This window comes from Streptomyces sp. NPDC001194, from assembly GCF_042896985.1.
Classification (GTDB): domain Bacteria; phylum Actinomycetota; class Actinomycetes; order Streptomycetales; family Streptomycetaceae; genus Streptomyces.
Genome location: NZ_JBIAXU010000001.1, coordinates 86,319 through 110,336, shown reverse-complemented (window position 1 = coordinate 110,336; position 24,018 = coordinate 86,319). Strand labels below are relative to the sequence as shown.

Below are 24,018 nucleotides of genomic sequence, written 5' to 3'. Positions count from 1 at the left end.
TGCATTGAGTCGGCATAGCTCAACTTCACTGCCGGAGGGAAGATCATGGCTTCGACGTCCGTAACGCTCACTCTGCCCGTGCTGCCGCTTGACGACGAGGTCGTGCTGCCGGGGATGGTCGTTCCGCTGGACCTGTCCGATGCCGAGGTGCGGGGGGCCGTCGAGGCCGCCCAGGCGGCGGTCCGCAGCGGGAAGCCCCGGGTGCTGCTCGTGCCGCGCGTCGACGGGAAGTACGCCGGCACCGGTGTGCTCGGGACCGTCGAGCAGGTGGGGCGGCTCTCCGACGGGGATCCCGGGGCGCTCATCCGCGGCGTGGGCCGCGTCAGGATCGGGGCCGGGACCACCGGGCCCGGGGCCGCGCTCTGGGTCGAGGGCGAGAGCGTCGACGAGAGGCTGCCCGACCCGCTGCCCGGGTCGGTCACCGAACTCGTCAAGGAGTACAAGGCACTCGCCACCAGCTGGCTCAAGAAGCGCGGCGCCTGGCAGGTCGTCGACCGCGTCCAGCAGATCGAGGGGGTGTCGGCGCTCGCGGACAACTCCGGGTACTCGCCCTTCCTGACCGTCGCCCAGAAGGTCGAGCTGCTCGAGACCGCCGACCCCGTCGCCCGCCTCAAGCTCGCCATCACCTGGCTGCGCGACCACCTCGCCGAGCAGGACGTGGCGGAGTCCATCGCCAAGGACGTCCAGGACGGGGTCGAGAAGCAGCAGCGCGAGTTCCTGCTGCGCCGCCAGCTGGAGGCCGTGCGCAAGGAACTGCGCGAGCTGAACGGCGAGAAGGACGGCGAGGAGTCCGACGACTACCGGGCCCGCGTCGAGGGCGCCGACCTGCCCGAGAAGGTAAGGGAGGCCGCGCTCAAGGAGGTCGACAAGCTGGAGCGGTCCAGCGACCAGTCCCCCGAGGGCTCCTGGATCCGCACCTGGCTCGACACCGTCCTGGAGCTGCCCTGGAACGAGCGGACCGAGGACGCGTACGACATCCGCGGCGCCCGGGCGGTCCTGGACGCCGAGCACGCGGGCCTGAGCGACGTGAAGGACCGCATCACCGAGTACCTCGCCGTGCGCAAGCGGCGCGGCGAGCGCGGCATGGGCGTCATCGGCGGCCGCCGCGGCGGCGCCGTCCTGGCCCTCGTCGGACCCCCCGGCGTCGGCAAGACCTCCCTCGGGGAGTCCGTCGCCCACGCCATGGGCCGCAAGTTCGTCCGCGTCGCCCTCGGCGGCGTCCGCGACGAGGCCGAGATCCGCGGCCACCGCCGCACGTACGTCGGCGCCCTGCCCGGCCGGATCGTCCGCGCCATCAAGGAAGCCGGGTCCATGAACCCCGTGGTCCTGCTCGACGAGATCGACAAGGTGGGCTCCGACTTCCGCGGAGACCCGGCCGCGGCCCTGCTGGAGGTCCTCGACCCGGCCCAGAACCACACCTTCCGGGACCACTACCTGGAGGTGGAGCTGGACCTGAGCGACGTGGTCTTCCTGGCCACCGCCAACGTCCTGGAGGCCATCCCCGAGGCGCTCGCCGACCGCATGGAGCTCGTCCGCCTCGACGGCTACACCGAGGACGAGAAGGTCGTCATCGCCCGCGACCACCTGCTGCCCCGCCAGCTGGAGCGCGCCGGACTCGGCGCCGACGAGGTGGTGCTGGAGGAGGACGCCCTGCGCAAGCTGGCCGGGGAGTACACCCGCGAGGCGGGCGTGCGCACCCTGGAGCGGTCCGTCGCGCGGCTCCTGCGCAAGGTGGCCTCCCAGCACGAGCTGGGGGAGCGGGAGCTGCCGCTGCGCATCGGCGCCGACGACCTGCGCGGGCTCATCGGGCGCCCGCACCACGTCCCGGAGTCCGCGCAGGACCCCGCCGAGCGGCGCACCGCCGTCCCCGGCGTGGCCACCGGGCTCGCCGTGACCGGCGCGGGCGGGGACGTCCTGTTCGTCGAGGCCTCGCTGGCCGACCCCGAGACGGGCGCCGCCGGACTCACCCTCACCGGGCAGCTCGGCGACGTCATGAAGGAGTCGGCGCAGATCGCGCTCAGCTTCCTGCGCTCGCACGGCGCGGAGCTGGAGCTCCCGGTCGCCGACCTGAAGGACCGGGGCGTGCACATCCACTTCCCGGCGGGCGCGGTGCCGAAGGACGGCCCGAGCGCGGGCATCACGATGACCACGGCGCTCGCCTCGCTGCTCTCCGGGCGGCAGGTGCGCACCGACGTGGCCATGACCGGCGAGGTCTCGCTGACCGGGCGCGTCCTGCCGATCGGCGGGGTCAAGCAGAAGCTGCTGGCCGCGCACCGGGCCGGCCTGACCACGGTGATCATCCCGAAGCGGAACGAGGCCGACCTGGACGACGTCCCGTCCGAGGTGCTGGAGGGCCTGGAGGTCCACCCGGTGACGGACGTGCGCCAGGTCCTGGAGCTGGCCCTCAGCCAGTCGGACGCCGTTCCGGTCACCGTCGCCGCCTGACCGGTCCGCCGCCGGTTCGCTGCCGTCGGCCCGGCCGCTCCCGTACGGCCCGGGACCCCCCCGCGGACCCGCGGGCGGGGTCCCGGGCCGGTGGCGTGCGCGCTGCGAAATACTGGTGCCTCAGGACATCGGCGATGGGAGCGGACGTGCACGGAAGCGAAGACCAGGAGTTCCTTGCCCTGGAGCGGGAACTGTCCGTCTTCCTCCGGCGCGCCAGGGCTTCCTCCGGAGAGATGGCCCGCGCGCTCCACCCCGAGCTCGAACCGGCCGCGTACGGGCTGCTCGTGCGGCTGGAGGCGGCGGGACGGCAGCGGGCCACCGAGCTCGCCGCGTACTTCGGCGTCGGCAAGGCCACCATGAGCCGGCAGCTGCGGGCCCTGGAAGTGCTGGGGCTGGTGGCGCGCGAGCCGGACCCGGCCGACGGCCGGGCCTCCCTGGTCGGCCTCACGGACGAGGGCCGGGAGCGGTTCCTGCGCGTCCGCGGGGCCCGGCGCGAGCAGTACATGCGCAAGCTCGCGGACTGGGACCGGGGAGAGGTCGCGGAGCTCGCCCGGCTCCTTCGCCAGCTGAACCAGGGCGCGGAGTAGGCCCCGCAGGCGCGGCCCGAAGGCCCGCGGACGCCCCCTACAGCTCCGCGTACGCCGCCGAGGCGTCGTCGTGGCGTTTGCCGCGCCCGCGGGGGCGGTCCGGGTCCGATTCCAGGATGCGGACCCGGGCGATCAGCGACTGCGCGCCCTCCTTGCGGAGCACCGCCAGGCACTGCGCCCAGTCGCCCTCCCCGAAGGTGTCCGTCCACCGGCTCGCCCCGTCCGTGAGCGCCGCCAGCGCCCGGACCCGCCCGCGCGGGGTCCGGCCCGTCACCGCCCGCGCCGCGACCTCCGGGTCGGCCGCCGCCGTGAAGAAGCCGCCCTCCGCGTTGCGCAGCGCGTCCGCCGAGGCCGATGTCCGCAGCAGCTCGCGCGGGATCCGGTCCAGCCGGTCGTCGAGCACCGCCGTCACCTCGCCGCCCGGCGCCTCGAGGAGCAGCACGGAATCCGAGAGCACGAGGTGCTCCACGTACGCCCCGTCCCACCGCACCATCACCACCGTCGCCTGCGGGGTCCGCACGTGAGAAAGGTCACAGGTTTCGCGGTGGGCGTCGGCGGTGCCGCGGATGGACTCGGCCAGGATCCGGTCCAGCGCCATGTCCGGTCGCGATCCGGACAGTTCGGTCAATCGGCCCCCGAGCCGGGCCGCGAACCAGGGCACGCCGTGCGAACACCCCACCTCGCCGCCCGGCGGGGTGACCCCGTCCAGGGCGACCAGGACTCCACCGCCCGCGGCGGGCATCGCCGCCGATAGCCAGTCCTCGTTGGGGCGTTCCGGGTCGCCGGGGGCCGAGGCGAGGTCGATGCGCATACGGACATTCTGCCCGCCCCGCACGGTCTGGCCGGCCGGGATGGAGCAAAAGGTCCGTACCAATGGGGCGTCCGTCGGGTACGCGGCGCCCGCGCGGCCGACAGGGCGTTCGGGGCCTCCGCGGCGGCTGTGGGCGCGCATATTGCCAAAGCCCTCACCGATCTTTCAACCACCCGTCCACGGCGGCCCTCTGAAGGTGCACCGCCGAGTTGGTTGCCAACTCATCCGTGATGTTCACTCGTTCGAGTGGCCGGGTGGGTGATGTCAGGCTCTCCACCCAGCACACTGCAAAGGTCTGAGGCGGTACGAGGAGGCAGGGGGCGTTTACTTGTTGACCGGCCGTTACCTCGGCCACACGAGTAGACGAGCACGAGCACACGTACAGGATTGCGAGCACCGGTGCAGAAGAAGCGGTCTCGGAAGAACGGCACCGCCACCGACGGACCAGCCCCCGCAGGACGCCCCGTCCGCGTGCGCAGCAGGCTCGTCATCGGCGTCGCCGTCGCCGGCCTCACCGTCCTCGCGGCCGGCGCCCCAGCCGTGGTCTCCGCGACGCGGGAGCTGAACGACTCCCAGCAGCTGGTCACGCTCGCCGAGCAGAGCCAGCACACCCTCACCCTCGCGCACCTCCTCGGCGACGAGCGCGACGCCGTCGTCGAGTACGTGGCCAAGGGCCGCCCCGGCGCCCAGGCGAAGGGCCCCGTCCAGGAGCGCACCGCGCTCACCGACCGCCAGCTCGACGAGGTCCGCAACGAGGCCGACGAGGCGCTCGCCCGCGCCCTGGCCCGCGTCCAGGCCGTCCGCACCGAAGCCGTCGACGGCAAGGGCGGCGCCCTCGCCGCCGAGCAGGCGTACGCGGGCGTCATCGCGGAACTGCTCGCCCCGGGCGACCGGCTCGCCGAGCTGACCCCGCCGCGCGCCGTCGCCGCCCTCGCCACCACCCGCCCGCTGGCCCCGCTCGGCCAGGCCGTGGAACAGGCCTCGGCCACCCGTGGACTGCTGCTCGCCGCGCTGGCCGTCCCCCGCGGCGAGCAGCCCTCGAACACGGCCGCAGCGGACGAACTCAGCACCGCCGCCCAGCGGGCCCGCGTACGGGAACAGGCCGCGCTCGACGACTTCAACCGGGTCGCGCGGCCCGACGTCCGCCAGACCCTCGCCGCCACCGTCACTGGCCCCGAGGTCAAGACGGCCGACGACTACCTCAAGCGGCTCACCGAACGGCCCACGCTCTCCACGGCCGACCGCCGGCTCGACGGTTCCGCCGTGGCCCCCTCCCTCACCGCCCGCATCGACCGGATGCGCTCCGTCGAGGCCACCCTCGCCGGGCAGCGGGCCACCGCGCTCGCCACCCTGCGCGACGACGACGTGACCCGGCTGGAGATGCTGGTCGCGGCCCTCGGCCTGCTGTTCCTGGTCGCCGTCGGCTTCGCGACGGCCGTCGCGCGCTCGCTGACCCGGCCGCTGTCCGTACTGCGCCGCGGCGCGGCCCGGCTGGCGACCCCGGAGGGCTCGGTGGAGCCGGTCCGCTTCACCGGCCGCAACGACGAGTTCGCCGAGGTCGTACGCCACCTCAACGCGGTACGCGACCAGACCGTCTCCCTGCACACCCGGATCGCGGGCCTGGACGCCGACGGGCGCCGGCTCATCGGCCGCAACGAGGCGCTCTCCGCGGCCCGCGATGCGCTGGAGCAGGAACTGACCGCGAGCCGCGAGGCGCTGGAGGAGGAGCTGACGCAGCTGCGGGCCGGCCTCGAAGAGCACCGCCGCATCATGTCGACGACGTCGGTCTCGCTCTCGCTGCGCACGCTGGGGCTGGTGGAGCGCCAGCTCGCGGTCATCGAGGAGCTGGAGTCCAAGGAACAGGACCCGGACCGGCTGGCGACCCTGTTCAAGCTGGACCACCTGGCGACGGTCATGCGCCGCCACAACGAGAACCTGCTGGTCCTGGCCGGCCAGGAGCACGGCCACGGCGCCGGGTCCGCGCCGGTCCCGCTGATCGACGTCATGCGGGCCGCGGTCAGCGAGATCGAGCGCTACGAGCGAGTCGACCTGGCGGCCCTCCCGCCGTTCACCCAGGTGGCCGGGCACGCGGCCGACGACATCTCGCACGTGCTGGCCGAACTGCTGGAGAACGCGACGACGTTCTCGCCGCCGGAGGCGAAGGTACGGGTCTCCGGGTGGCTGCTGGACTCGGGTGACGCGGTGCTCTCCGTCGTGGACGAGGGCATCGGGGTCACCGGCGACCGGCTGGAGGCCCTCAACGCCCGCCTGGCCACGCCCGAGGCGTACGACGAGGAGCCGGAGGCCGAACACGGCCTGGGGCTCGGCCTGTACGTGGCGGGCCGTCTCGCGGCCCGGCACGGGGTCACCGCCGAGCTGCGCCCCGGGCGGCACGCGGGCACGGAGGCCCTGGTGGTCGTCCCCGCCACGCTGCTGCCGACCACGCCGCCGAGCTCGCCGGTGCACACCTTCGCCACGCCGGCACCGGGCGTGCCGGAGCTGCGGCTGCCGGGTGTGATCGCGGAGGCGAACGAGAACACGATCCCGGGCCGCCGCATGCCGCAGGATCCGGCGGTGGAGCGGGAGCCGGAGGCATCGGCCGACGCGGCCGCGACCCCGGCCGAGACCCCGGCTCCCGAGCCCTTCCGGGACCCGGGCCCGGAGGCGGACGCGGAGCTCCTGCGGAGCATGGAGTGGGACCCGGCCGCACCGGACGCCACGGATGCCACGGACGCCCCCGACGAGCCCCTGACCGCGGCGCCGACGCCGCCGGGCCACGGCCGGGACGCGGACTTCACCGCGGACGCCGCCGGTGCCGGTGCCGGTGCCGGTGCCGGTGCGGCCGTGGTCCCGGGCGCGGACCGGGCCTCCGGCCCCGACGCGACCACGGACGCCCTCCCCGACCTGGCCCCGGAATTCGGGCCGGACCTGGCCGGGGGGCTCGAGCCCGACACGGGTGCGCACGCCCCGGACGCGGACGGCCAGCTGCCGCCCGTCGACCAGGTGTTCACCGCCGGACACGGCTTCGGGGACGCCGCGGAGGTGTTGCCCCCCGCCGAGGTGCCGCCCCCGGCCCCGGGCGAGGAGCTGCTGGCCCGGGTGGTGCCGGCGGAGCCCGAGCTGCCCGGCGCCGAGCGGGTGTTCACCGCGGCCGGCAACCCCGAGCAGGCCCCGGCCGAGGCCGATCCCGGCGAGGAACTCCTCGCGCGCGTCGTCCCCGACGCGGCGCCGGACGCCTTCGCGGCGCCCGACCCCGGCCCGGCGTCCCCCGACCGGCTGCCCGATGCCGGTCCGCGGGCCGACGTACGGGAAGCAGGACCGACGCCGCCCGGGGAGTCCGCCACCGCCGTCGCCCCCGACGGCCCGGCGGAGCCCCACCGGCACGCGCCCGACGAGTCCGACTGGGTCCCCCGCCAGGGGAGCCACCCCGACTCCGGGCCGGAAGCGGCCGTCACCGACAAGGGGCTGCCCAAGCGCACCCCGCGCGCGGTGACCCCGCCCCGCCCCGAGACCGCACGGGCGCCCGAGCCGCCGCGCCGCGTCGACGCCGACGAACTGCGACGCCGGCTCGGAGGCTTCTACCAGGGGACGCGGGACGGACGGCGCGTCGTGGCCGCCGAGCTCGCACAGGACACCGACCAGGGGGACACCGCACAGGAGGCACGCACATGACCGCGCCCAGTACGTACGGACTGAGCACCCAGGCCCGCAACCTGCAGTGGCTGCTGACCGACCTGGTCGAGGAGGTGCCCGGCGTCAACTCCGTCGCGGTCGTGTCCTCGGACGGGCTCCTGCTGCTGTCGTCCGACCCCGGGGGAGCGGCCGCCGGCGCGGCCGGCGCCCCCGGCGCGGGCCCCGCGCGCACCAAGGGCCCGCGCGGCGCCTCCGCCGACCTGGCCACCATCGTCTCCGGCCTCGGCAGCCTCACCACGGGCGCCGCCGAGCTCATGGAGGGCGGGGCGGTCAAGCAGACGATGGTGGCGATGGAGTACGGCTCCGTGTTCGTCATGGCCATCAGCGACGGTTCGCTCCTCGGCGTGCACGCCACCCCCGACTGCGACATGAGCGTGGTGGCCTACCACATGGCGCTGTTCGTCGGCCGGGCCGGCCACGTCCTGACCCCGGAAGTCCGCAGCGAGCTGCGCCAGTCGATGGAGAAGACCCCGTGAGGAGTACGGCCCCGGCGACCGACCGGTTGCCGATACGCGGAGCCGACCGCCGGCCCGCACGCGTCCGCCCGTACTCCCTCACGGGCGGCCGCACCCGCTTCACGCAGGTCCTGCACGTGGAGACGTTCGTCGCCGCCTGCGACACCCGGGCCTCGGAGCCGCAGCGGCCCGAGCCCGACGACCGCATGCCCGAGATGCCGGCGATCGTCGAGGTCTGCCGCCGCATGCGCACCATCGCGGAGATATCCGCGCTGCTCAAGCTCCCGCTCGGGGTGGTCCGCGTCCTGGTCAGCGACCTCGCCGACCAGGGGCGGATACGCGTCTACGGGACGGGGCACGGCCCCGGGCGTCCCGAACGCGCGCTGCTGGAAAGGGTGCTCAGTGGTCTTCGCAGTCTCTGACCCGCCCGTCGGCATCCCCGTCCAGGCCAAGGCAGCCCTGGACGACGAGTCCGTCCAGCCCTGGCAGTACGACCGCTCCCGCGCCCCCGTCGCCGTCAAGGTGCTGGTCGCGGGCGGCTTCGGCGTCGGCAAGACCACCTTCGTGTCCTCCGTCTCCGAGATCACCCCGCTGCGCACCGAGGCGGTGATGACCCAGGCGAGCGCCCCGACGGACGACCTGTCCGGCACCCCGGACAAGAGCACCACCACCGTCGCGATGGACTTCGGGCGCATCACCCTCGCCGACGACCTCGTGCTGTACGTGTACGGGACGCCGGGCCAGAAGAGGTTCTGGTTCATGTGGGACGACCTGGTGCGCGGCGCCATCGGCGGCATCGTGCTGGCCGACACGCGCCGGCTGCGCGACTGCTTCCCGGCGCTCGACTACTTCGAGAGCTGCGGGCTCCCGTACGCGGTCGCCGTGAACCACTTCGAGGGCTCGGACGCGTACGAGCCCGAGGACGTGCGGGAGGCGCTGACCATCCCACCGCACGTGCCGGTGCTGATCATGGACGCGCGGCGCCGGGACACCGTCGTCGAGTCCCTGGTGACGCTGGTGGGCCACGCGCTGGACGCGACGCCGGAACCGTAGAAGAGCCGAAGCCGAAAGCCGAAAGCCGAAAGCCGAACGCGGAACGCCGAACGCCGTCCGCACCTCCGAATCGAGAACGTGACATGCGCAAGATACTCGTCGTGGGGGCCGGACAGTCCGGTCTCCAGCTCGCCCTCGGCCTCCAGGCGAAGGGGTTCGAGGTCACCCTCATGTCCAACCGGACGGCGGACGAGATCCGCACCGGGCGGATCATGTCCACGCAGGTCATGTTCGACACGGCGCTGCGGCACGAGCGCGACCTCGCGCTCAACTTCTGGGAGCGGCAGGCCCCGCGGATCGAGGGCGTCGGCGTCTCGGTCGCCGGCCCGGACGGTTCGCGCCCGGTCGACTGGCTCGGCCGTCTCAAGGGGTACGCCCAGTCCGTCGACCAGCGCGTGAAGATGGCCGGCTGGCTCGACGTCTTCGTGCAGCGCGGCGGGCAGCTGGTGATCCACGGCGCGTCCGTCGCCGACCTGGACTACTTCTCCCGCACGTACGACCTGGTGCTCGTCGCCGCCGGCAAGGGCGAGCTGGTGTCGATGTTCGGCCGGGACGCGGCGCGCTCCCCGTACGACGCGCCGCAGCGCGCGCTGGCCGTCTCGTACGTGCACGGGCTCGCACCGCGCCCCGAGCACCCCGAGACGGAAGCGGTGCGCTGCAGCCTCGTCCCGGGCGTGGGCGAACTGTTCGTGATGCCGACGCTGACGACGTCGGGGCGCGCGGACATCCTGTTCTGGGAGGGGCTCCCGGGCGGCCCGCTCGACGTGTTCCGCGAGGTCGGCGGACCGGCCGAACACCTCGCGCTCACGCTGGAACTGATGGAGAAGTTCACGCCCTGGGAGTACGCGCGGGCGAAGAAGGTGGAGCTGACGGACGCCGGCGGCACGCTGGCAGGCCGGTACGCGCCGGTCGTCCGCAACCCGATCGGACGGCTGCCGGGCGGCGGGCTGGTCCTGGGCGTCGCCGACGTGGTCGTCGCGAACGACCCGATCACCGGCCAGGGCTCCAACTCGGCGTCCAAGTGCGCGGCCTCCTACCTGTCGTCGATCCTGATGCACGGGGACAAGCCGTTCGACGAGGCGTGGATGAAGGCCACCTTCGACAAGTTCTGGTTCACGACGGGCAAGCCGGTGACCCAGTGGACGAACGCGATGCTGGGCGTCCCGCCGGAGCACGTGCTGAACCTGATCGGGGCGGCCGGGGAGCTCCAGCCGGTGGCGGATCGTTTCGCCAACGGCTTCGACAACCCGGCCGACTTCGACGCGTACTTCTACGACCCCGAAGACGCGCAGGACTACTTGGACGAGGTCGCGTCCGCGGCCGGTTCCTCGGCCGGGTCGGCGGCGGAGTCCGCGGCCGGTTCCTCGGCCGGGTCGGCGGCGGAGTCCGCGGCCGGCTCCGGGGCCTCCGCGGCGGAGTAGCCGGCGTCGCCGCCCTCCGGGGTCCGCGGCAGGGGCGGCGGGGTGAACGCGGCCAGCGGGGCCGCGTCGGAGTCGGGCCGCACGGCACCGAGCAGCGGATTGGCGGCGATCGGGGACACCTTGACCTTCGCCCCGGGCCGCGGCGCCTGGATCACCTTCCCGTCGCCGACGTACAGGGCCACGTGGGTGGCGGTGGGGAAGTACACCACCAGGTCGCCGGGCCGCAGCTCGTCCAGCGGCACCTTGGGCAGCTGCGCCCACTGTTCCTGGCTGGTGCGGGGGATGGAGCGGCCGGCGTGCGCCCAAGCCTGTGAGGTGAGCCCGGAGCAGTCGAAGGACCCCGGCCCCTCGGCGCCCCAGACGTACGGTTTGCCGATCTGCTCGGTGGCGTAGGTCAGGGCGGCGCCGCCGGCGGCCGTGGGCGTACGGGGGGTGGCGGCGAGCCGGCCGGAGTCCAGCAGCTCCCGCTGCGCGGTGGCGGTGTCCGCGGCCTCTCGGGAGCCGAGCCGGGCGATCTGCTCGGGGGTGAGGGAGGCGAGGACCCGCTCGACCTGTTTGAGCTTGAGGTCGACCTGCAGCTTGTTCCGCCTGCGCTGTGCGGTGAGGGTCTGCTGTGCGTCGAGGGACTTGCGGGCGGCGGTGGCGAGGAGGTCGGCCCGGTGCTCGCCTCGGGTGAGGCGGGCCAGCACCCCGGCCCGGCGGGCGCCCTCGCGGGCGGCGAGCCGACGCTGGTCCTGGGCGGCCTGGGGGTCGCCGGTGAGCAGCATCCGGGCGTACGGGGAGAGGCCGACGGCGCCCTGGTACTGCTCCCGGGCCACCCGCCCGGCTGCGGCCTTCTCGGCGCCGAGGGCGGTACGGGCCTTCGCGAGCTCGGCACTGAGCCGGCGCTCCTCGTCCTGCCCGGCCTTGAGCGCGATCTCGGTGGCCTTGTACCCCTCGGCGGCGGCCTCGGCCTCCCGGTAGAGGCCCTGCAACACCTTCAGCAGTTCCCCGACGCCGAGGCCCTGGAGCGCGGTCTCCTGGGCGGCGGTGTCCTGGGGGCCGGCGGCGCTCGCGGAGCCGATGCCTTCGGTGGCGGCGGTCGTCGTGCCGTTGGGTGTGGGGGTGGCGGCGGTCGTCGTGCCGTTGGGTGTGGGGGTGGCGGCGGACGCCGTGCCGGGTGCCGTCGTGCCGAGTCCCGCCGTGTGCTCGGAGCCGGGTGAGCCGGTCCCTCGCGCCGTGGCGGTGCCCTGCCGGTCGGTGGTGTCCGCCGGGGCGGCTGCCCGTGGGGTGGTGGCGGTGGCGGCGGGGGCCGAGCCGTGGGCCCGGTGCAGGGTCGTGGCGGCGGCCGAGTCCGCCGGGGTCAGGGAACCGGCGTGGGTGACGGGGAGCGGCCCGGCCGATACGAACAGGGCGGCGATGCAGGCGGTACGGAGCACGCGGCGTGACATGTGGTCACCTCCAGGCGGCCGATGCTGCCACGCCCGGTATGACAAATCCCCCACCCCGGACGGCCGGTTCTCCATGCCCACTCGTCCGGCCCAGCTCCGGCCCGTGGACGAGCCCACGGGGCAGGGCGGCTCCGCGGGGGCCGGTGCCGGTGGCGGGGCGGGGTGTCAGGAGTGGAGGAGGCGGGTCTTGGCCTCCTTGAACTCCTGTGGGGTGAGGAGGCCTTCCCGGGCCAGGTTGGCCAGCTGAGCCAGTTCCGTCGCCAGGCCTGTCCGCGGGGCCCCTTGGCCGGTCGGCTCGTGCTCCGTCGTCACATGTGCGGAAGTCTCCCGCCCCGCCGTCGTGGGGGCGGCCGGTGCCGGCGCGCCCGCCGCGCGGGTCAGGAGGCCTTGGAGGAGGGGGTGGCCCGAGGAGCGGCGGGCCGGTTCCACCCTCGTGCCGACCGGGCGGATGAACATCAGGCCGCCTCCGTCCGCTCCGGCGGGATCCGGACCGAGCCCACGATGCGCCCGCCCGCCGCCCGTACGGCGATCGCCGCGTCCTCGGCCCACACGTGCTCCACCAGCAGGAGCAGCGCGCAGCTGCCGCGCTCCAGCAGCCGTGCCGACTCCTGGACGTCCTCGGCCCCGATCAGCTGCGCGGCCTCCCGGTGCCGCAGCAGCCCCTGGAGCTCCATGAACTCGTCGAACTCGGCCGCCAGCACCTCGCCCCCCGCCGTCTTCGTGACCACGAGACCGTCGATCAGCCGTACGACCCCCGCCTTGCGCAGCCCCATCACGGCCTCGACCGCCGGCACGCGCAGCTGCTCTTCCGGGAAGGCCAGGACGATGAATTCCACTGGTCCCATGTCTCGCGGCTCCCACTCGTGACCGATTCTGACTACTCCTCGGCACTCTATGACATAAGCGGACATACCATCCGTCCGCTTGCTACGTTTCCGATATGACCGCTCTGACGGCAGAGGTGGCGGAGCCCGCGCCGCCCCCGCCCCCCGACGGCTCCGCGTCCGCGCGCAGAGGCGTCGAGCTGACGCTCCTCGCCGGCGCCGTCCTCATCTGCGTCCTCGGACACCTCTACGTGGGCCTCGCCACCACCGGCCGCACCCCGGAGCCCGCCGGGCGGTACGCCGCCGGGCTCGCCGGGGCCGCCCTGCTCGCGCACCTCGCCGTCCGCTTCCGGGCCCCGTACGCCGATCCGCTCGTGCTCCCCATCGCCGTCCTGCTCAACGGACTCGGCCTCGTCCTCATCCAGCGCCTCGACGCGACCACCCCCGCCCACCTCACCGCCGGCGACCAACTGCGCTGGTCCGCCCTCGGCGTGGCCCTCTTCGTCCTCGTCGTCGTCCTCCTGCGCGACCACCGCGTGCTCCAGCGGTACGCGTACCTCTCCGTGGCCGCCGCGCTCGTGCTGATGCTGGTCCCCGTGTTCTTCCCGGCCGTCAACGGCGCCCACATCTGGATCCGGTTCGCCGGGCTCTCCTTCCAGCCCGGCGAGTTCGCCAAGATCCTGCTCGCCGTCTTCTTCGCCGCCTACCTGGCCGCCAATCGCACCGCCCTCGCGCTCACCGGGCGGCGCCTGTTCTGGAAGCTGCGCCTGCTGCCCGGCCGGGTCCTCGGTCCGATCCTCGCGATCTGGCTGCTCAGCGTCGGCCTGCTGGTCCTGGAAAGGGACCTGGGGACCTCGCTGCTGTTCTTCGGGCTGTTCGTGATCATGCTGTTCACCGCCACCGGCCGGATCGGGTGGATCGCGATCGGGCTGCTGCTCGCCGCCGTCGGCGCGTACGCCGTCGGGACCTTCGAGACGCACGTGCACGGCCGTGTCGAGGACTGGCTGAATCCTTTCGCCTCCATCGAGCGGGGGGAGGGGCCCGGCCAGCTCGCCCAGTCCCTCTTCGCCTTCGCCGCCGGCGGACTCCTCGGGGCGGGGCTGGGCCACGGCCAGTCCTTCCTCATCGGCTTCGCCGCCAAGTCGGACTTCATCCTCGCCACCGCCGGCGAGGAGCTCGGCCTCGTCGGCATCACCGCGATCCTGCTGCTCTACGGGCTCCTCGTCCACCGCGGATTCCGCGCCGGGCTCGCGCTGCGCGACCCCTTCGGCCGCCTCCTCGCCACCGGGCTGGCCTCGATCGTGGCCCTCCAGGTCTTCGTCATCGCCGGGGGAGTCACCGGGCTGATCCCGCTCACGGGCATGGCCATGCCCTTCCTCGCCCAGGGCGGTTCCTCCGTCGTCACCAACTGGGTCATCGTCGCGCTGCTCGTCCGGCTCGGCGACAGCGCCCGCCGCCCCCGCCCGGCCGGGGCCGGGGACCGAGGGAGCGGCGAATGATCCGCTATATCCGCTGGTGCGCCTGGTTCTGCGCGCTGCTGCTCGCCGCCCTGCTCGTCAACGTGGCCCGGGTGCAGGTCTGGGAGGCCGCCGCGTACGGGGCGAACCCGGCCAACAAACGCCCCGCCGTCCAGCGCTACGCCGAGCCCCGCGGGGACATCCTGGTCGACGGGCGGCCCGTCACCGGATCCCGGGACAGCGGCCAGCTGCTGCGCTACGAGCGGACGTACGCGAACGGCCCCCTCTACGCGCCGGTCACCGGGTTCTCCTCGCAGACGTACGGGACCAGCCTCCTCGAGCGCGCCGAGGACGCGGTCCTCTCCGGCACCGACCCGGGGCTCTCGGCCTTCCCGCTCTGGTACGAGCTGGCCCGCGGCCGCCCGTCCGGCGGCAACGCCGAGACCACCGTACGGTCCGGCCCCCAACGGGCCGCGTACACCGGGCTGGCGGGCCGGCGCGGTGCCGCCGTGGCCCTGGAGCCCGCCACCGGCAGGATCCTCGCCCTGGTCAGCAGCCCCTCGTACGACCCGGCGGCGCTCTCCGGCACCGGCGGGTCCGTCAAGGGGGCCTGGGCCCGGCTGAACGCCGACCCCGCCCGGCCCATGCTGAACCGGGCGCTGCGCGAGACGTACCCGCCCGGCTCCACCTTCAAGATCGTGACGGCGGCCGCGGCCCTCGACGCGGGGGTGGTCACCGATGTGGACGCGCCCACGCAGACCCCCGACCCCTACCCGCTGCCCGGCACCAGCACCCTGCTGCCGAACGCGGCCACCGGCTGCCGGGACGCCTCGATGGCGGAGGCGGTGCAGTGGTCCTGCAACACGGTGATGGCGAAGATCGGCGTGCGGGTCGGGCTGCGCGCGATGGTGGACGCGGCGCGCCGGTTCGGCTTCAACGAGAGCGGGCTGCGGGTGCCCGCCTGGGTGTCGCGGTCGAACTTCGACACCGACATGAGCCCGGACCAGCTGGCGCTCTCCTCGATCGGGCAGTTCAACACGACCGCCACGCCGCTCCAGATGGCCATGGTGGCGGCGGCGGTCGCCAACGGCGGCGAACTCGCCTCGCCCTACCTGGTCGACCGGACCACCCAGGACGACGGGGACCAGGTCCGGCGCGGGCAGCAGCGCAGTCTGGGCCGGGCGATGAGCCCGGCGACGGCGCTGCGCCTGCAGGAGATGATGGTGCAGGTGGTGGAGAGCGGCACCGGGCCGGGCGCCGCGATCCCCGGCGCGGTGGTCGGCGGCAAGACCGGCACCGCCCAGCACGGGGTCGGCAACGCGGGGACCCCGTACGCGTGGTTCATCGGCTGGGCGAAGGCCGAGGACGCCCCGCGGCCGGAGGTCGCCGTGGCCGTGGTGGTCGAGGACGCGGAGGCGCGCCGCGGGGACATCAGCGGCAACGGCGCGGCGGCCCCGATCGCCCGGGCGGTGATGGAGGCCGCGCTCGATGCCCGTTGAGCCGTGCCCGACCGGGCCCGGTCCGCACCCTTCGGCGGACGCCCCCTAGGGGGTGTCCAGCCCCTCTTCGATCGCCGCCTCCACCTCCGCCACCCGGTCCGCCTCCTCCGCCGCGAAGCGCTCGCGGTCCAGTGCCTCCGCGATCTCCTCGTCCTGGGTCATCAGCAGGTCCAGGTTGGAGTTGCCCATCTCGAAGACGCCCATGTCCAGGTACGCCTTCTGCAGCCGCTCGCCCCACAGGCCGATGTCCTTCACGCACGGCACGATCCGGCTGAACAGCAGCTTGCGGAACAGGTGCAGGAACTCCGACTGCTCGGTGAACTCCTCTGCCTCCTTCCGCGAGATGCCGAAGTTCTCCAGCACCTCCACTCCGCGAAGCCGGTCCCGCATCAGGTAGCAGCCCTCGATCACGAACTCCTCGCGCTCGCGCAGCTCGGCGTCCGTCAACTGCTTGTAGTAGTCCCGCAGGGCCATCCGCCCGAACGCCACGTGCCGGGCCTCGTCCTGCATCACGTACGCCAGGATCTGCTTCGGCAGCGGCTTGTCCGTCGTGTCGCGGATCATCCCGAAGGCCGCCAGTGCCAGCCCCTCGATGAGCACCTGCATGCCCAGGTACGGCATGTCCCAGCGCGAGTCGCGCAGGGTGTCGCCCAGCAGCGCCTGGAGGTTGTCGTTGATCGGGTAGAGCATCCCGACCTTCTCGTGCAGGAAGCGCCCGAAGATCTCCGCGTGACGGGCCTCGTCCATCGTCTGGGTCGCGGAGTAGAACTTCGCGTCCAGGTCCGGCACCGACTCCACGATCCGCGCCGCGCACACCATCGCGCCCTGCTCACCGTGGAGGAACTGGCTGAAGTTCCATGCGGTGTAGTGCCGGCGCAGCTCGCCCTTGTCCTTCTCCGTGAGCCGGGACCAGTGCCGGGTGCCGTGGAGGGTCAGCGCCTCGTCCGGGGTGCCGAGCGGGTTGTACGGGTCCACCTCCAGCTCCCAGTCGATGCGCTTGGCGCCGTCCCACTGCTTGTCCTTGCCCTTCTGGTACAGGGCGAGGAGCCGCTCGCGGCCGCCGGCGTACTCCCAGCTGAAGCGGGCCGCGCCGGAGGCCGGAACCTGCCAGACGTCCGCGCCCGGGTCCTTGGTGTAGAGCTCGTGCGTCGACACTGACGCCCCCTCGGCTCGTGTACTTCCGTACAGGACTGGATGGTTGGCAGCGTCACACGTTGGTAGACGCGGGGTCAACAAGTCGTGCGCAGGGGATTGACGGTCTTGCTGACAAGCAGTCTCATAACTACTGACCGCCGGTAACCCGATGAGCGAGGTATCCGAAGCCATGACGACCGTGACCGATCGAGGCGCCCTGCAGGACGCGCTCGGCCTCCTCAAGGACCGCGAAGAGATCGCCGCACGACTGCTCGAATCCTCGGCCAAGCACTCCTTCGACCCCGACAAGGAACTCGACTGGGACGCCCCGCCCATCGACGGCAAGTACTACTGGCCGCCCGAGCTGCTCTCCCTCTACGACACCCCGCTGTGGAAGAAGATGGGCGAGGAGCAGCGCATCGACCTCTCCCGCCACGAGGCGGCGGCGCTCGGCTCGCTCGGCATCTGGTTCGAGATCATCCTGATGCAGCTGATGGTCCGGCACATCTACGACAAGTCCCTGACCAGCAACCACGTCCGGTACGCGCTCACCGAGATAGCCGACGAGTGCCGCCACTCCATGATGTTCGCCCGCATGATCCAGAAGGCCGGCGCCCCCGCCTACCCCGTCTCCCGCACCAACCACAACCTCGCCCGCATCCTCAAGACCGTCTCCACCACCCCCGGTTCCTTCGCCTGCACCCTCCTCGGCGAGGAGATCCTCGACTGGATGCAGCGCCTCACCTTCCCGGACGAGCGCATCCAGCCCCTCGTGCGCGGCGTCACCCGCATCCACGTCATCGAGGAGGCCCGGCACGTCCGCTACGCCCGCGAGGAGCTGCGCCGCCAGATGCTGACCGCCCCGCGCTGGGAGCAGGAGCTGACCCGCGTCAGCTGCGGCCAGGCCGCCCGCGTCTTCTCGCTGGCCTTCGTCAACCCGAAGGTCTACGAGAACGTCGGCCTCGACCGGCGCGAGGCCCTCGCCCAGGTCCAGGCGAGCGGCCACCGGCGCGAGGTCATGCAGACGGGCGCCAAGCGGCTCACGGACTTCCTCGACGACATCGGCGTCCTGCGCGGAGTCGGCCGCAGGCTCTGGAAGAGCTCGGGACTCCTCGCCTGAACCGGCTGTTTCGGGGCTACCCTGCGGGCATGACGACCGCACGCGCGTACCGCAGGCTGAGCGTCGAGGAGCGGCGGGCCCAGCTCCTCGACGCCGCCCTGTCGCTGTTCGCGCACCGGGCCCCGGAAGAGGTCTCGCTCGACGACGTCGCCGAGGCGGCGGGCGTCTCGCGGCCCCTGGTCTACCGGTACTTCCCGGGCGGCAAACAGCAGCTGTACGAGGCCGCCCTGCGCTCGGCGGCCGACCTGCTGCAGCAGTGCTTCGACGAACCGCAGGCCGGTCCGCTCACCCGGCGGCTCTCCCGGGCCCTGGACCGCTACCTGGCCTTCGTCGACGAGCACGACACCGGCTTCTCCGCCCTCCTCCAGGGCGGCAGCGTCGTCGAGACCTCCCGCACGACGGCCACGGTCGACGGCATCCGCCGGGCCGCGGCCCGGCAGATCCTCTACCACCTGGCCGTCCCGGACCCCGGCCCGCGGCTGCGGATGATGGTCCGCACCTGGATCACCGCGGTCGAGGCCGCCTCCCTGATCTGGATCGACGAGGGCAAGCAGCCGGAGGTCTCGGTCCTGCGCGACTGGCTGGTCGACCAGTTCATAGCCCTCCTGACGGCGACGGCCGCCACCGACCCGGAGACCGCGGCCGCGGCGCGGGCCGCACTGGCCATGGAATCGGCGGACGGCCCGGTCGGGGTCCTGGCCCGCCGCGTGATCCCGGTGGTCTCCGAGGCCGCCCACCTGCTGTGACACTGGTGGGGTGAAAAGCGAACCCACGCCCTTCGAGGGCGGCCCGATGGACGGCCGTGTCCTGCCGATCCTCCTCGGCCCGACCGGCCACCCGCCGAAGTGGTACGAGATCCCCGTCCCGTCGGCCGACGGCGGCCCCGCCACGGTCATGGTGTACGAGCGGGTCCCGGCGGGCCATTCGAAGCGGCTGCACCTCCAGAAGGGCTGGAAGTACGCGTACTCCCCGTCCGGCCGGGGGCCCGGGCTCCGCTGGCCCTGGACGAAGCCGAAGCCGGCCCCGCCGACCGCCTGACCAGCGCCTTCAGCGCCTTCAGCGCCGTCAGGGCCGCGGCGCAGGCTCCGGCGGGGGCTCCGGCAGCGTCAGCACGGCCAGTGCCCCGCCCCCCTCCGCGCCGCGGAACTCCAGCCGCGCGCCGATGACCTCCGCCTGTCCCACCGCGATGGTCAGCCCCAGCCCGTGTCCCTTGCCCGTTCCCGCGCCGCCGGTCCGGAACCGCTGCGGGCCGTGCGCCATCAGGTACTCCGGGAACCCGTCGCCGTGGTCCCGCACGGTCACCACCGGGCCGTCCACCGTCAGGACCACCGGCGCCCGCCCGTGCTTGTGCGCGTTGGCCACCAGGTTCCCCAGCACCCGCTCCAGCCGGCGCCGGTCCGTCTCCACGTGCGCGTCCCGCACGATCACGAGCTCCGTCTCCGTGCCGGAGGCCCGGACCACCCGCCGCGCCAGGCGCCCCAGCTGGTGCAGATCCGTCTCCACCACCTCGCGCCCCGAGTCCAGCCGCGAGATCTCCAGCAGGTCCTCGGTCAGCCCGCGCATCGTCCGTACCCGCTCCTGCACCAGCTGCGTGGCCCGCCCCTCCGGCAGCAGCTCCGAAGCAGCCTGCAGACCCGTGAGCGGCGTGCGCAGCTCGTGCGCGACGTCCGCCGTGAACCGCTGCTCGCTCAGCAGCTTCGCCTGGAGGGTTCCGGCCATCGTGTCGAGGGCGGCCGCCACCGTCGCCACCTCGTCCTGGTGCCGGGAGGGGTCCTTCGTGCGCGGATCGTCCACGCGCGCGTCCAGATCGCCCTGGGTGATCCGCCGGGCCACGGTCGCGGTCAGGTGCAGCCGCCGCGTCACCCGGGTCACCGCGAAGGCGCCCACCAGCAGCGTTCCGCCGATGGCCAGCATGGAGGAGCCGATGATCGCGTTGTCCAGGCCGTTGATCGTCCGCGCGCTCTGCGAGTAGTCCACGGCCGTCGCCAGGGCCTTGCCGTCCGCCGGCGCCGCCGCCCACATCGTCGGCCGGCCCTCGTAGTCGGCCACCATCGTCGCGCGCTGCCCGGACACCGCCAGGGCGCGCAGCGCCGGGGGCAGCCCCGCCGGGTCGATCCCCGCGTCGGGCGGGAGGGCCTCGCCGGCCTCGTACTCGCGGGAGACGTCGTGGAGCTTCTCCAATGCCTTGTCCCGCGCCGCCGCGACGGTCTGCCGGGTCACCTCCACGTGCACCAGCGCGCCGAGCACGGCCGCCAGGGAGCAGCACATCACGACGATGAACAGGCCGGACTTCCAGGTCAGCGTGGCCGTCCAGGCGGGCAGCCGCCCCTGCACCCGCCTCACGGGGTGCCCTCGGCGGACGGCTTCAGCGGAGGGGACGCGGAGGGGCTCTGCGCCGTCCCCGGCAGCCGCACGATCTGCTCGCGCGTCGGCAGCATCGTCCGCTGCTTCTCGTCCCAGGACCATGCGGTGATCAGCTCGTAGCCCGGATTGCCGCTCGGCATCCGCAGGATCACGTCCCGCCCGGCCAGCTCCACGGTGACGAGGGTCTGCGTCGTCGCCATGATCCGGTTGAGGCGTCCGTCCGGGTCCGCCGTGTACGCCCGTACGGACATCATCCGGTCCGGCAACTCGATGCCGACGACGAGCTCGTCGCGGTCGTTGCCCGTCAGGTCCCGGTAGTACGGGGCCAGTACCGGGCACTTCTCGCGCGGCTGCCCGGCCCGACCGCACGCCTTGACGGCCGCGACGGTCTGCGCCGGCATCCCGTCCGGGCCGACGTCGGCGTCCGGGTGGGCGGCCAGCTCGGCCTGGACGAGCGCCACCGGATCGACCTCGTGCACGTTCTGCCCCGACACGGGGGCCAGCCCCTGCACGTACTCCGGCGGCGCGCCTCCCGGCTCGGCGGGCGGTACGGAAGCCCCCTTGCGCTCCGGCCACAGATGCACGGGTCCGCTCGCGGTCGGGGTCGGACCGGCGGCCACCGGCCCGCCGGTGTCGCCGCAGGCCGCCAGCAGGGGCAGCAGCGGGAGCAGGGGCAGGGCGAGCAGGGCGGCGCGGGCACGGGGGCGGGCACTCATCGGCGCATCTTAACCTTATGCGGAGATATGACCGTTTCTGCGGCCTTCGGGAGCTCGTCGGTGACCCGTGGTGGCCCGCGGTGATCCGCGGTGGCCCGGGGTGATCCGCGGTGATCCGCGGTGATCCACGCGGATCAGCCCTCGGTGCGCCCGCGGCGCAGCATCGCGAAGCCCAGCCCGGCCGCGCCCACCGCCGCGATGCCGCCGCCCGCGGCGAGCAGCAGCACGCCGTCGCCCGGCCCGTCGGCCAGCGTGTCCAGGGTCCCGCCGGCGACCGTGCGGGCGTGCCCGGCGGAGGCCTGGACGACCTTGCCGTCCCGGATCCCGGTCTTGTACCCGTCGGAGACGGGAGTGGCGGTGCGGCCGGTCGCGTCACCCGTCCCGCCGACCCAGGAGGAGAGCCGGCCGTCGGGCTGCAGGGCCGCGTGGAGCGGGCCCGAGCTGGCGAAGCCGGCGGCGCCTTCGCGGCTGGTCAGGGTGGCCGCCCTGGCTCCGTCGGCGGCCAGGATGTCGGCCTGGAAGCCGCCGCCGGCGACCCGGTAGACGTTCGCCTTGGACACGCCGTCCGCGAGGGCGAGGCTCTTGAGCAGGGTCCGGGGCGCACCCGCCGCATGCGCCGCCGAGGCGGCGGGCACCCCCTCGGCGAGAGCGGCCGCGGCGGGCAGCGCGAGGAGGGTTCCGGCGCAGACGGTCACTGCGGCGGCTCGTACGAGAGTGCGGCGGTCGACGGTGCTCACGGGAAATCCTTCGGTCCGGTCCAGGTGCGACAAACCTAGGAGTCCGCTGTGTCAGTACCGCGATGAGCATGTAACAGGCACCCGGCGGAGTTCCGTAGAAGCTGTTACACGGCCGAGAACTCCACCGGGGGATTGCCGCGGGGCGTCCGGGCTGCTCCCATGTACGGCGGGGGGTGAGGTCCATGCGTGGACTCAAGGTGCTGCCGAGCGGCCGCCCCGGCCGCGGCCGGCTCTACGTCAACCTGCCCGACGGCCAGGCGGTGGCCTGGTACGACCGGCAGACCAACCGGATCAGCGTGCTCGCCGACCAGCACCGCGAAGCGGTCGTGGCGGCGTTACGCCCGTACATCGCGGGCCCGTTCACGATCGGCCCACCGCCGGTGCCCACACCGGCCGACCTGCGCAGACTCGCCCTTCCACCGGACGAGGACCTGGCCCCGAACCGGCCCGGCGAACTCCTGCTGGGCGAACTGGAGCACGGCCCGGCGGGCACCCGGGCCCGGCACCGGCTCCGCCAGGACCTGACCGCCCAGCAGCGCATGGGCGACCTCCTCGACTCCCTCGAACCGGACGGCTGGCGGGTCCTGCACGGCGTCCCGCTGCCGGGCCTGGGCGGCATCGACCACCTGCTCATAGGTCCGGCGGGGATCTTCTGCGTCCGCACGCTCCCCGGGCGCCGCCAGCGTGCCGCCGTCGGGGACCTGCTGCTCACGGTGGGCCGCGCCGAGCCGCGCCCCGACCCGCGCTGGATCCGCCGGGCCGCCGCCGCGGCCACCCGGGCGCTCGCGGCCCCGGTCCTGCCGGCCCTGGCCCTGGTCGACGCCTCCCGCGTCGACGTGGCCCCGACGGTCCGCGACATCCGCATCCTGGAGCCGGCGACGGCCCGGGCGCACCTCGCCTCGGCCCCGGCCACCCTCAAACCCCCGGACATGGAAGCCCTGTTCATCCAGGCCCGCGACGCCCGCACCTGGCTCCCGCCCCTCCCGCACCGCCCCCGCCCGCGGTCCTTCACCGCCCGCAAGCCGAGGAGCGGGCGCTAGGGGGTGTCCGCGAAGTGGCGCCGGCCGCCCGAAGGGCGGTCCCGCGGCGTCCGGTGCGTGCTCTCGGCGTGCCGGGCGGAAGCCCTTGTACTGGACGTACTCGGGATTTCGCCCGGTGCGCCGAGAGTGCGTGCCGGGCGTCGCGGGGCAGGCGGGACTTTGCGGACACGCCCTAAGGCGTCTCTTGTCGATCAGGCCGGATCAGGCCGGGTCCGCGGGGCGCAGTGCGCGCGGGCCCTTGCCCAGGCGGCGGTGGAGCAGGGCCCGCAGGGCGCCCGGGCTCTCGTAGCCGACCTTCCGGGCGATCGCCGCCAGCGGCAGGCCGGTGGTGCGCAGCAGGTGCTCGGCCTGCTCCACGCGCAGGTCCTGCACCAGCCGGATCGGCGGCCGGCCGAGCGTACGGGCGACCGTGCGCTGCAGGGTGCGTTCGCTGACCCCGAGATCGCGGGCCGCCTCGGCGATGGACAGCGGCTCCGCGATGCGCGCCCGGACCCACTGCTCGAACGCGGCCACCAGCGGATCGTGTCGGGCCAGGGCGCTCGGGATGGCGTACGCGGCCTGCGAGGCCCGGTCGTCGACCACGAGGTAGCGCCGCACCAGGCCGGCGAGGGCGGGGCTGCGCATGCCCACGATCGCCAGCGCGAGGTCGAGGTGGCCGAACGCGGCGCCGGCGGTGGTGATCCCGTCCGAGGTGGTGACCATCCGCGTCTCGTCCACCGTGACCTTGCGGTAGCGGTCCCGGAAGACCGGGGCGAGCCACCAGCTGGTGGTGGCCCGGCGGCCGTCGAGCACCCCGGACTCGGCGAGCAGGAACGTTCCGGTGCAGGACGTGGCGAGGGGGGTGCGGCGTTCGCGGGCCTCGGCGAGCAGCCCGCGCGCGCTGCGGTGCCCGGCGGAGGCCACCGCCTCCACCAGCGCCTCGGGGCGGCGCTCCATGAGGGCGGGCACGACGAGGAGATCGGCGTCCTCGGCGGTGCGGGCGGGCTCGGTGTCGATCCGGTGGCCCAGGCCGGTGCGGACCGTGCGCCGGACGCCGACCGTGCGGACGTCGAAGGCGGGCGGCGGGGCTCCGGGCAGCCGCTCGCGCAGGGCGTTGGCCGTGTGCAGGACGTCGAGGACGGCCGAGACGCCGGAGTCGAACACCCCGTCGAGGACCAGGACGGCGGTTTTCACCGGCTCACCCTAGCGGGCGAAGGAGCGGGGGACGAGTGTCGGAATCGATGTGCAAGGTG

At 73.9% G+C, this 24,018-nt stretch carries 21 protein-coding genes and 1 pseudogene; 13 read left to right on the top strand and 9 right to left on the bottom strand.

What is annotated here, in order from left to right; all coding sequences use genetic code 11:
* Positions 1 to 45: 45 nt before the first annotated feature.
* Positions 46 to 2,445, top strand: coding sequence for an endopeptidase La (lon, locus tag ACFY1T_RS00560; RefSeq protein WP_390786393.1), 2,400 nt, complete (start codon positions 46 to 48; stop codon positions 2,443 to 2,445).
* A 134-nt stretch (positions 2,446 to 2,579) separates the two neighbouring features.
* Positions 2,580 to 3,032 carry a MarR family transcriptional regulator gene (locus ACFY1T_RS00555; RefSeq protein ID WP_030859229.1) on the top strand — a complete coding sequence of 151 codons (453 nt, stop codon included), beginning with the start codon at positions 2,580 to 2,582 and terminating at the stop codon, positions 3,030 to 3,032.
* Positions 3,033 to 3,069: 37 nt separating this feature from the next.
* Here ACFY1T_RS00555 and ACFY1T_RS00550 read toward each other — a convergent pair whose 3' ends face one another.
* Complete coding sequence (locus tag ACFY1T_RS00550) at positions 3,070 to 3,843, bottom strand: protein phosphatase 2C domain-containing protein (protein WP_390786392.1); 774 nt, start codon at positions 3,841 to 3,843, stop codon at positions 3,070 to 3,072.
* Positions 3,844 to 4,314: 471 nt separating this feature from the next.
* On the opposite strand from ACFY1T_RS00550, the gene ACFY1T_RS00545 reads away from it, so the two are divergent.
* From ACFY1T_RS00545 to ACFY1T_RS00525, 5 genes are all read left to right on the top strand, one after another.
* Entirely contained in the window at positions 4,315 to 7,515 is a 3,201-nt protein-coding gene (locus tag ACFY1T_RS00545) for a nitrate- and nitrite sensing domain-containing protein (RefSeq protein ID WP_390786391.1), read from the top strand.
* A complete protein-coding gene (locus ACFY1T_RS00540) occupies positions 7,512 to 8,012 on the top strand; it encodes a roadblock/LC7 domain-containing protein (RefSeq protein WP_390786390.1) in 501 nt (166 codons plus the stop codon). The genes ACFY1T_RS00545 and ACFY1T_RS00540 overlap by 4 nt, the downstream gene beginning before the upstream one ends.
* A complete protein-coding gene (locus ACFY1T_RS00535) occupies positions 8,009 to 8,413 on the top strand; it encodes a DUF742 domain-containing protein (protein WP_030859222.1) in 405 nt (134 codons plus the stop codon). Before ACFY1T_RS00540 ends, ACFY1T_RS00535 begins: the two co-directional genes overlap by 4 nt.
* A gap of 13 nt (positions 8,414 to 8,426) precedes the next feature.
* Complete coding sequence (locus ACFY1T_RS00530) at positions 8,427 to 9,044, top strand: ATP/GTP-binding protein (protein ID WP_390786929.1); 618 nt, start codon at positions 8,427 to 8,429, stop codon at positions 9,042 to 9,044.
* Positions 9,045 to 9,127: 83 nt separating this feature from the next.
* Complete coding sequence (locus tag ACFY1T_RS00525; RefSeq protein WP_390786389.1) at positions 9,128 to 10,465, top strand: styrene monooxygenase/indole monooxygenase family protein; 1,338 nt, start codon at positions 9,128 to 9,130, stop codon at positions 10,463 to 10,465.
* A 164-nt stretch (positions 10,466 to 10,629) separates the two neighbouring features.
* Here the strand turns inward: ACFY1T_RS00525 and ACFY1T_RS00520 are convergent.
* The 3 genes and pseudogenes from ACFY1T_RS00520 to ACFY1T_RS00510 all read right to left on the bottom strand — a co-directional run.
* Positions 10,630 to 11,232 (bottom strand): annotated as a pseudogene (locus tag ACFY1T_RS00520) (C40 family peptidase); the annotation flags it as partial.
* Between the two features lie 828 nt (positions 11,233 to 12,060).
* Positions 12,061 to 12,351 carry a hypothetical protein gene (locus tag ACFY1T_RS00515; protein ID WP_390786388.1) on the bottom strand — a complete coding sequence of 97 codons (291 nt, stop codon included), beginning with the start codon at positions 12,349 to 12,351 and terminating at the stop codon, positions 12,061 to 12,063.
* Positions 12,351 to 12,740, bottom strand: coding sequence for a DUF6325 family protein (locus ACFY1T_RS00510; protein ID WP_390786387.1), 390 nt, complete (start codon positions 12,738 to 12,740; stop codon positions 12,351 to 12,353). The genes ACFY1T_RS00515 and ACFY1T_RS00510 overlap by 1 nt, the downstream gene beginning before the upstream one ends.
* Positions 12,741 to 12,835: 95 nt before the next feature.
* Here ACFY1T_RS00510 and ACFY1T_RS00505 point away from each other — a divergent pair, with 95 nt between their 5' ends.
* Together ACFY1T_RS00505 and ACFY1T_RS00500 are read left to right on the top strand one after the other, a co-directional pair.
* Positions 12,836 to 14,218, top strand: coding sequence for an FtsW/RodA/SpoVE family cell cycle protein (locus ACFY1T_RS00505; protein ID WP_390786386.1), 1,383 nt, complete (start codon positions 12,836 to 12,838; stop codon positions 14,216 to 14,218).
* Positions 14,215 to 15,675 (top strand): penicillin-binding transpeptidase domain-containing protein, encoded by a 1,461-nt coding sequence (locus tag ACFY1T_RS00500; RefSeq protein WP_390786385.1) that lies wholly within the window; start codon positions 14,215 to 14,217, stop codon positions 15,673 to 15,675. Before ACFY1T_RS00505 ends, ACFY1T_RS00500 begins: the two co-directional genes overlap by 4 nt.
* Positions 15,676 to 15,720: 45 nt before the next feature.
* Here ACFY1T_RS00500 and ACFY1T_RS00495 read toward each other — a convergent pair whose 3' ends face one another.
* Complete coding sequence (locus ACFY1T_RS00495; RefSeq protein ID WP_390786384.1) at positions 15,721 to 16,830, bottom strand: ferritin-like domain-containing protein; 1,110 nt, start codon at positions 16,828 to 16,830, stop codon at positions 15,721 to 15,723.
* 169 nt (positions 16,831 to 16,999) lie between these two features.
* Here ACFY1T_RS00495 and ACFY1T_RS00490 point away from each other — a divergent pair, with 169 nt between their 5' ends.
* Genes ACFY1T_RS00490 through ACFY1T_RS00480 form a run of 3 tightly spaced genes read left to right on the top strand, consistent with a single transcriptional unit; the run spans position 17,000 to position 18,967 of the window.
* On the top strand, positions 17,000 to 17,929 hold the full coding sequence (locus tag ACFY1T_RS00490; protein WP_229336516.1) for a diiron oxygenase: 930 nt from the start codon (positions 17,000 to 17,002) through the stop codon (positions 17,927 to 17,929).
* Positions 17,930 to 17,958: 29 nt separating this feature from the next.
* Positions 17,959 to 18,675: a TetR/AcrR family transcriptional regulator gene (locus ACFY1T_RS00485; protein WP_390786383.1), complete on the top strand. Its 717-nt coding sequence runs from the start codon at positions 17,959 to 17,961 to the stop codon at positions 18,673 to 18,675.
* A gap of 10 nt (positions 18,676 to 18,685) precedes the next feature.
* Positions 18,686 to 18,967 carry a hypothetical protein gene (locus ACFY1T_RS00480; protein ID WP_390786382.1) on the top strand — a complete coding sequence of 94 codons (282 nt, stop codon included), beginning with the start codon at positions 18,686 to 18,688 and terminating at the stop codon, positions 18,965 to 18,967.
* Positions 18,968 to 18,994: 27 nt separating this feature from the next.
* Here the strand turns inward: ACFY1T_RS00480 and ACFY1T_RS00475 are convergent, their stop codons facing one another.
* From ACFY1T_RS00475 to ACFY1T_RS00465, 3 genes are all read right to left on the bottom strand, one after another.
* Complete coding sequence (locus ACFY1T_RS00475; protein WP_390786381.1) at positions 18,995 to 20,272, bottom strand: ATP-binding protein; 1,278 nt, start codon at positions 20,270 to 20,272, stop codon at positions 18,995 to 18,997.
* Positions 20,269 to 21,009 (bottom strand): hypothetical protein, encoded by a 741-nt coding sequence (locus ACFY1T_RS00470; protein ID WP_390786380.1) that lies wholly within the window; start codon positions 21,007 to 21,009, stop codon positions 20,269 to 20,271. The genes ACFY1T_RS00475 and ACFY1T_RS00470 overlap by 4 nt, the downstream gene beginning before the upstream one ends.
* Before the next feature lie 134 nt (positions 21,010 to 21,143).
* Positions 21,144 to 21,746 carry a hypothetical protein gene (locus ACFY1T_RS00465; RefSeq protein ID WP_390786379.1) on the bottom strand — a complete coding sequence of 201 codons (603 nt, stop codon included), beginning with the start codon at positions 21,744 to 21,746 and terminating at the stop codon, positions 21,144 to 21,146.
* A 182-nt stretch (positions 21,747 to 21,928) separates the two neighbouring features.
* Here ACFY1T_RS00465 and ACFY1T_RS00460 point away from each other — a divergent pair, with 182 nt between their 5' ends.
* A complete protein-coding gene (locus ACFY1T_RS00460) occupies positions 21,929 to 22,786 on the top strand; it encodes a nuclease-related domain-containing protein (protein ID WP_390786378.1) in 858 nt (285 codons plus the stop codon).
* Positions 22,787 to 22,987: 201 nt separating this feature from the next.
* On the opposite strand, the gene ACFY1T_RS00455 is transcribed toward ACFY1T_RS00460, so the two are convergent.
* Positions 22,988 to 23,959, bottom strand: a complete 972-nt coding sequence (locus ACFY1T_RS00455) for a GlxA family transcriptional regulator (RefSeq protein ID WP_390786377.1) — start codon at positions 23,957 to 23,959, stop codon at positions 22,988 to 22,990.
* Between the last annotated feature and the right edge of the window lie 59 nt (positions 23,960 to 24,018).

Excerpts from the sequence above, each read along its gene's own strand:
- lon (WP_390786393.1), top strand. The coding sequence starts at position 46 with ATGGCTTCGACGTCCGTAACGCTCACTCTGCCCGTGCTGCCGCTTGAC.
- ACFY1T_RS00490 (WP_229336516.1), top strand. The coding sequence starts at position 17,000 with ATGACGACCGTGACCGATCGAGGCGCCCTGCAGGACGCGCTCGGCCTC.
- ACFY1T_RS00485 (WP_390786383.1), top strand. The coding sequence starts at position 17,959 with ATGACGACCGCACGCGCGTACCGCAGGCTGAGCGTCGAGGAGCGGCGG.
- ACFY1T_RS00555 (WP_030859229.1), top strand. The coding sequence starts at position 2,580 with ATGGGAGCGGACGTGCACGGAAGCGAAGACCAGGAGTTCCTTGCCCTG.
- ACFY1T_RS00500 (WP_390786385.1), top strand. The coding sequence starts at position 14,215 with ATGATCCGCTATATCCGCTGGTGCGCCTGGTTCTGCGCGCTGCTGCTC.
- ACFY1T_RS00540 (WP_390786390.1), top strand. The coding sequence starts at position 7,512 with ATGACCGCGCCCAGTACGTACGGACTGAGCACCCAGGCCCGCAACCTG.
- ACFY1T_RS00510 (WP_390786387.1), bottom strand. The coding sequence starts at position 12,740 with ATGGGACCAGTGGAATTCATCGTCCTGGCCTTCCCGGAAGAGCAGCTG.
- ACFY1T_RS00470 (WP_390786380.1), bottom strand. The coding sequence starts at position 21,009 with ATGAGTGCCCGCCCCCGTGCCCGCGCCGCCCTGCTCGCCCTGCCCCTG.
- ACFY1T_RS00550 (WP_390786392.1), bottom strand. The coding sequence starts at position 3,843 with ATGCGCATCGACCTCGCCTCGGCCCCCGGCGACCCGGAACGCCCCAAC.
- ACFY1T_RS00460 (WP_390786378.1), top strand. The coding sequence starts at position 21,929 with ATGCGTGGACTCAAGGTGCTGCCGAGCGGCCGCCCCGGCCGCGGCCGG.
- ACFY1T_RS00515 (WP_390786388.1), bottom strand. The coding sequence starts at position 12,351 with ATGTTCATCCGCCCGGTCGGCACGAGGGTGGAACCGGCCCGCCGCTCC.
- ACFY1T_RS00525 (WP_390786389.1), top strand. The coding sequence starts at position 9,128 with ATGCGCAAGATACTCGTCGTGGGGGCCGGACAGTCCGGTCTCCAGCTC.
- ACFY1T_RS00505 (WP_390786386.1), top strand. The coding sequence starts at position 12,836 with ATGACCGCTCTGACGGCAGAGGTGGCGGAGCCCGCGCCGCCCCCGCCC.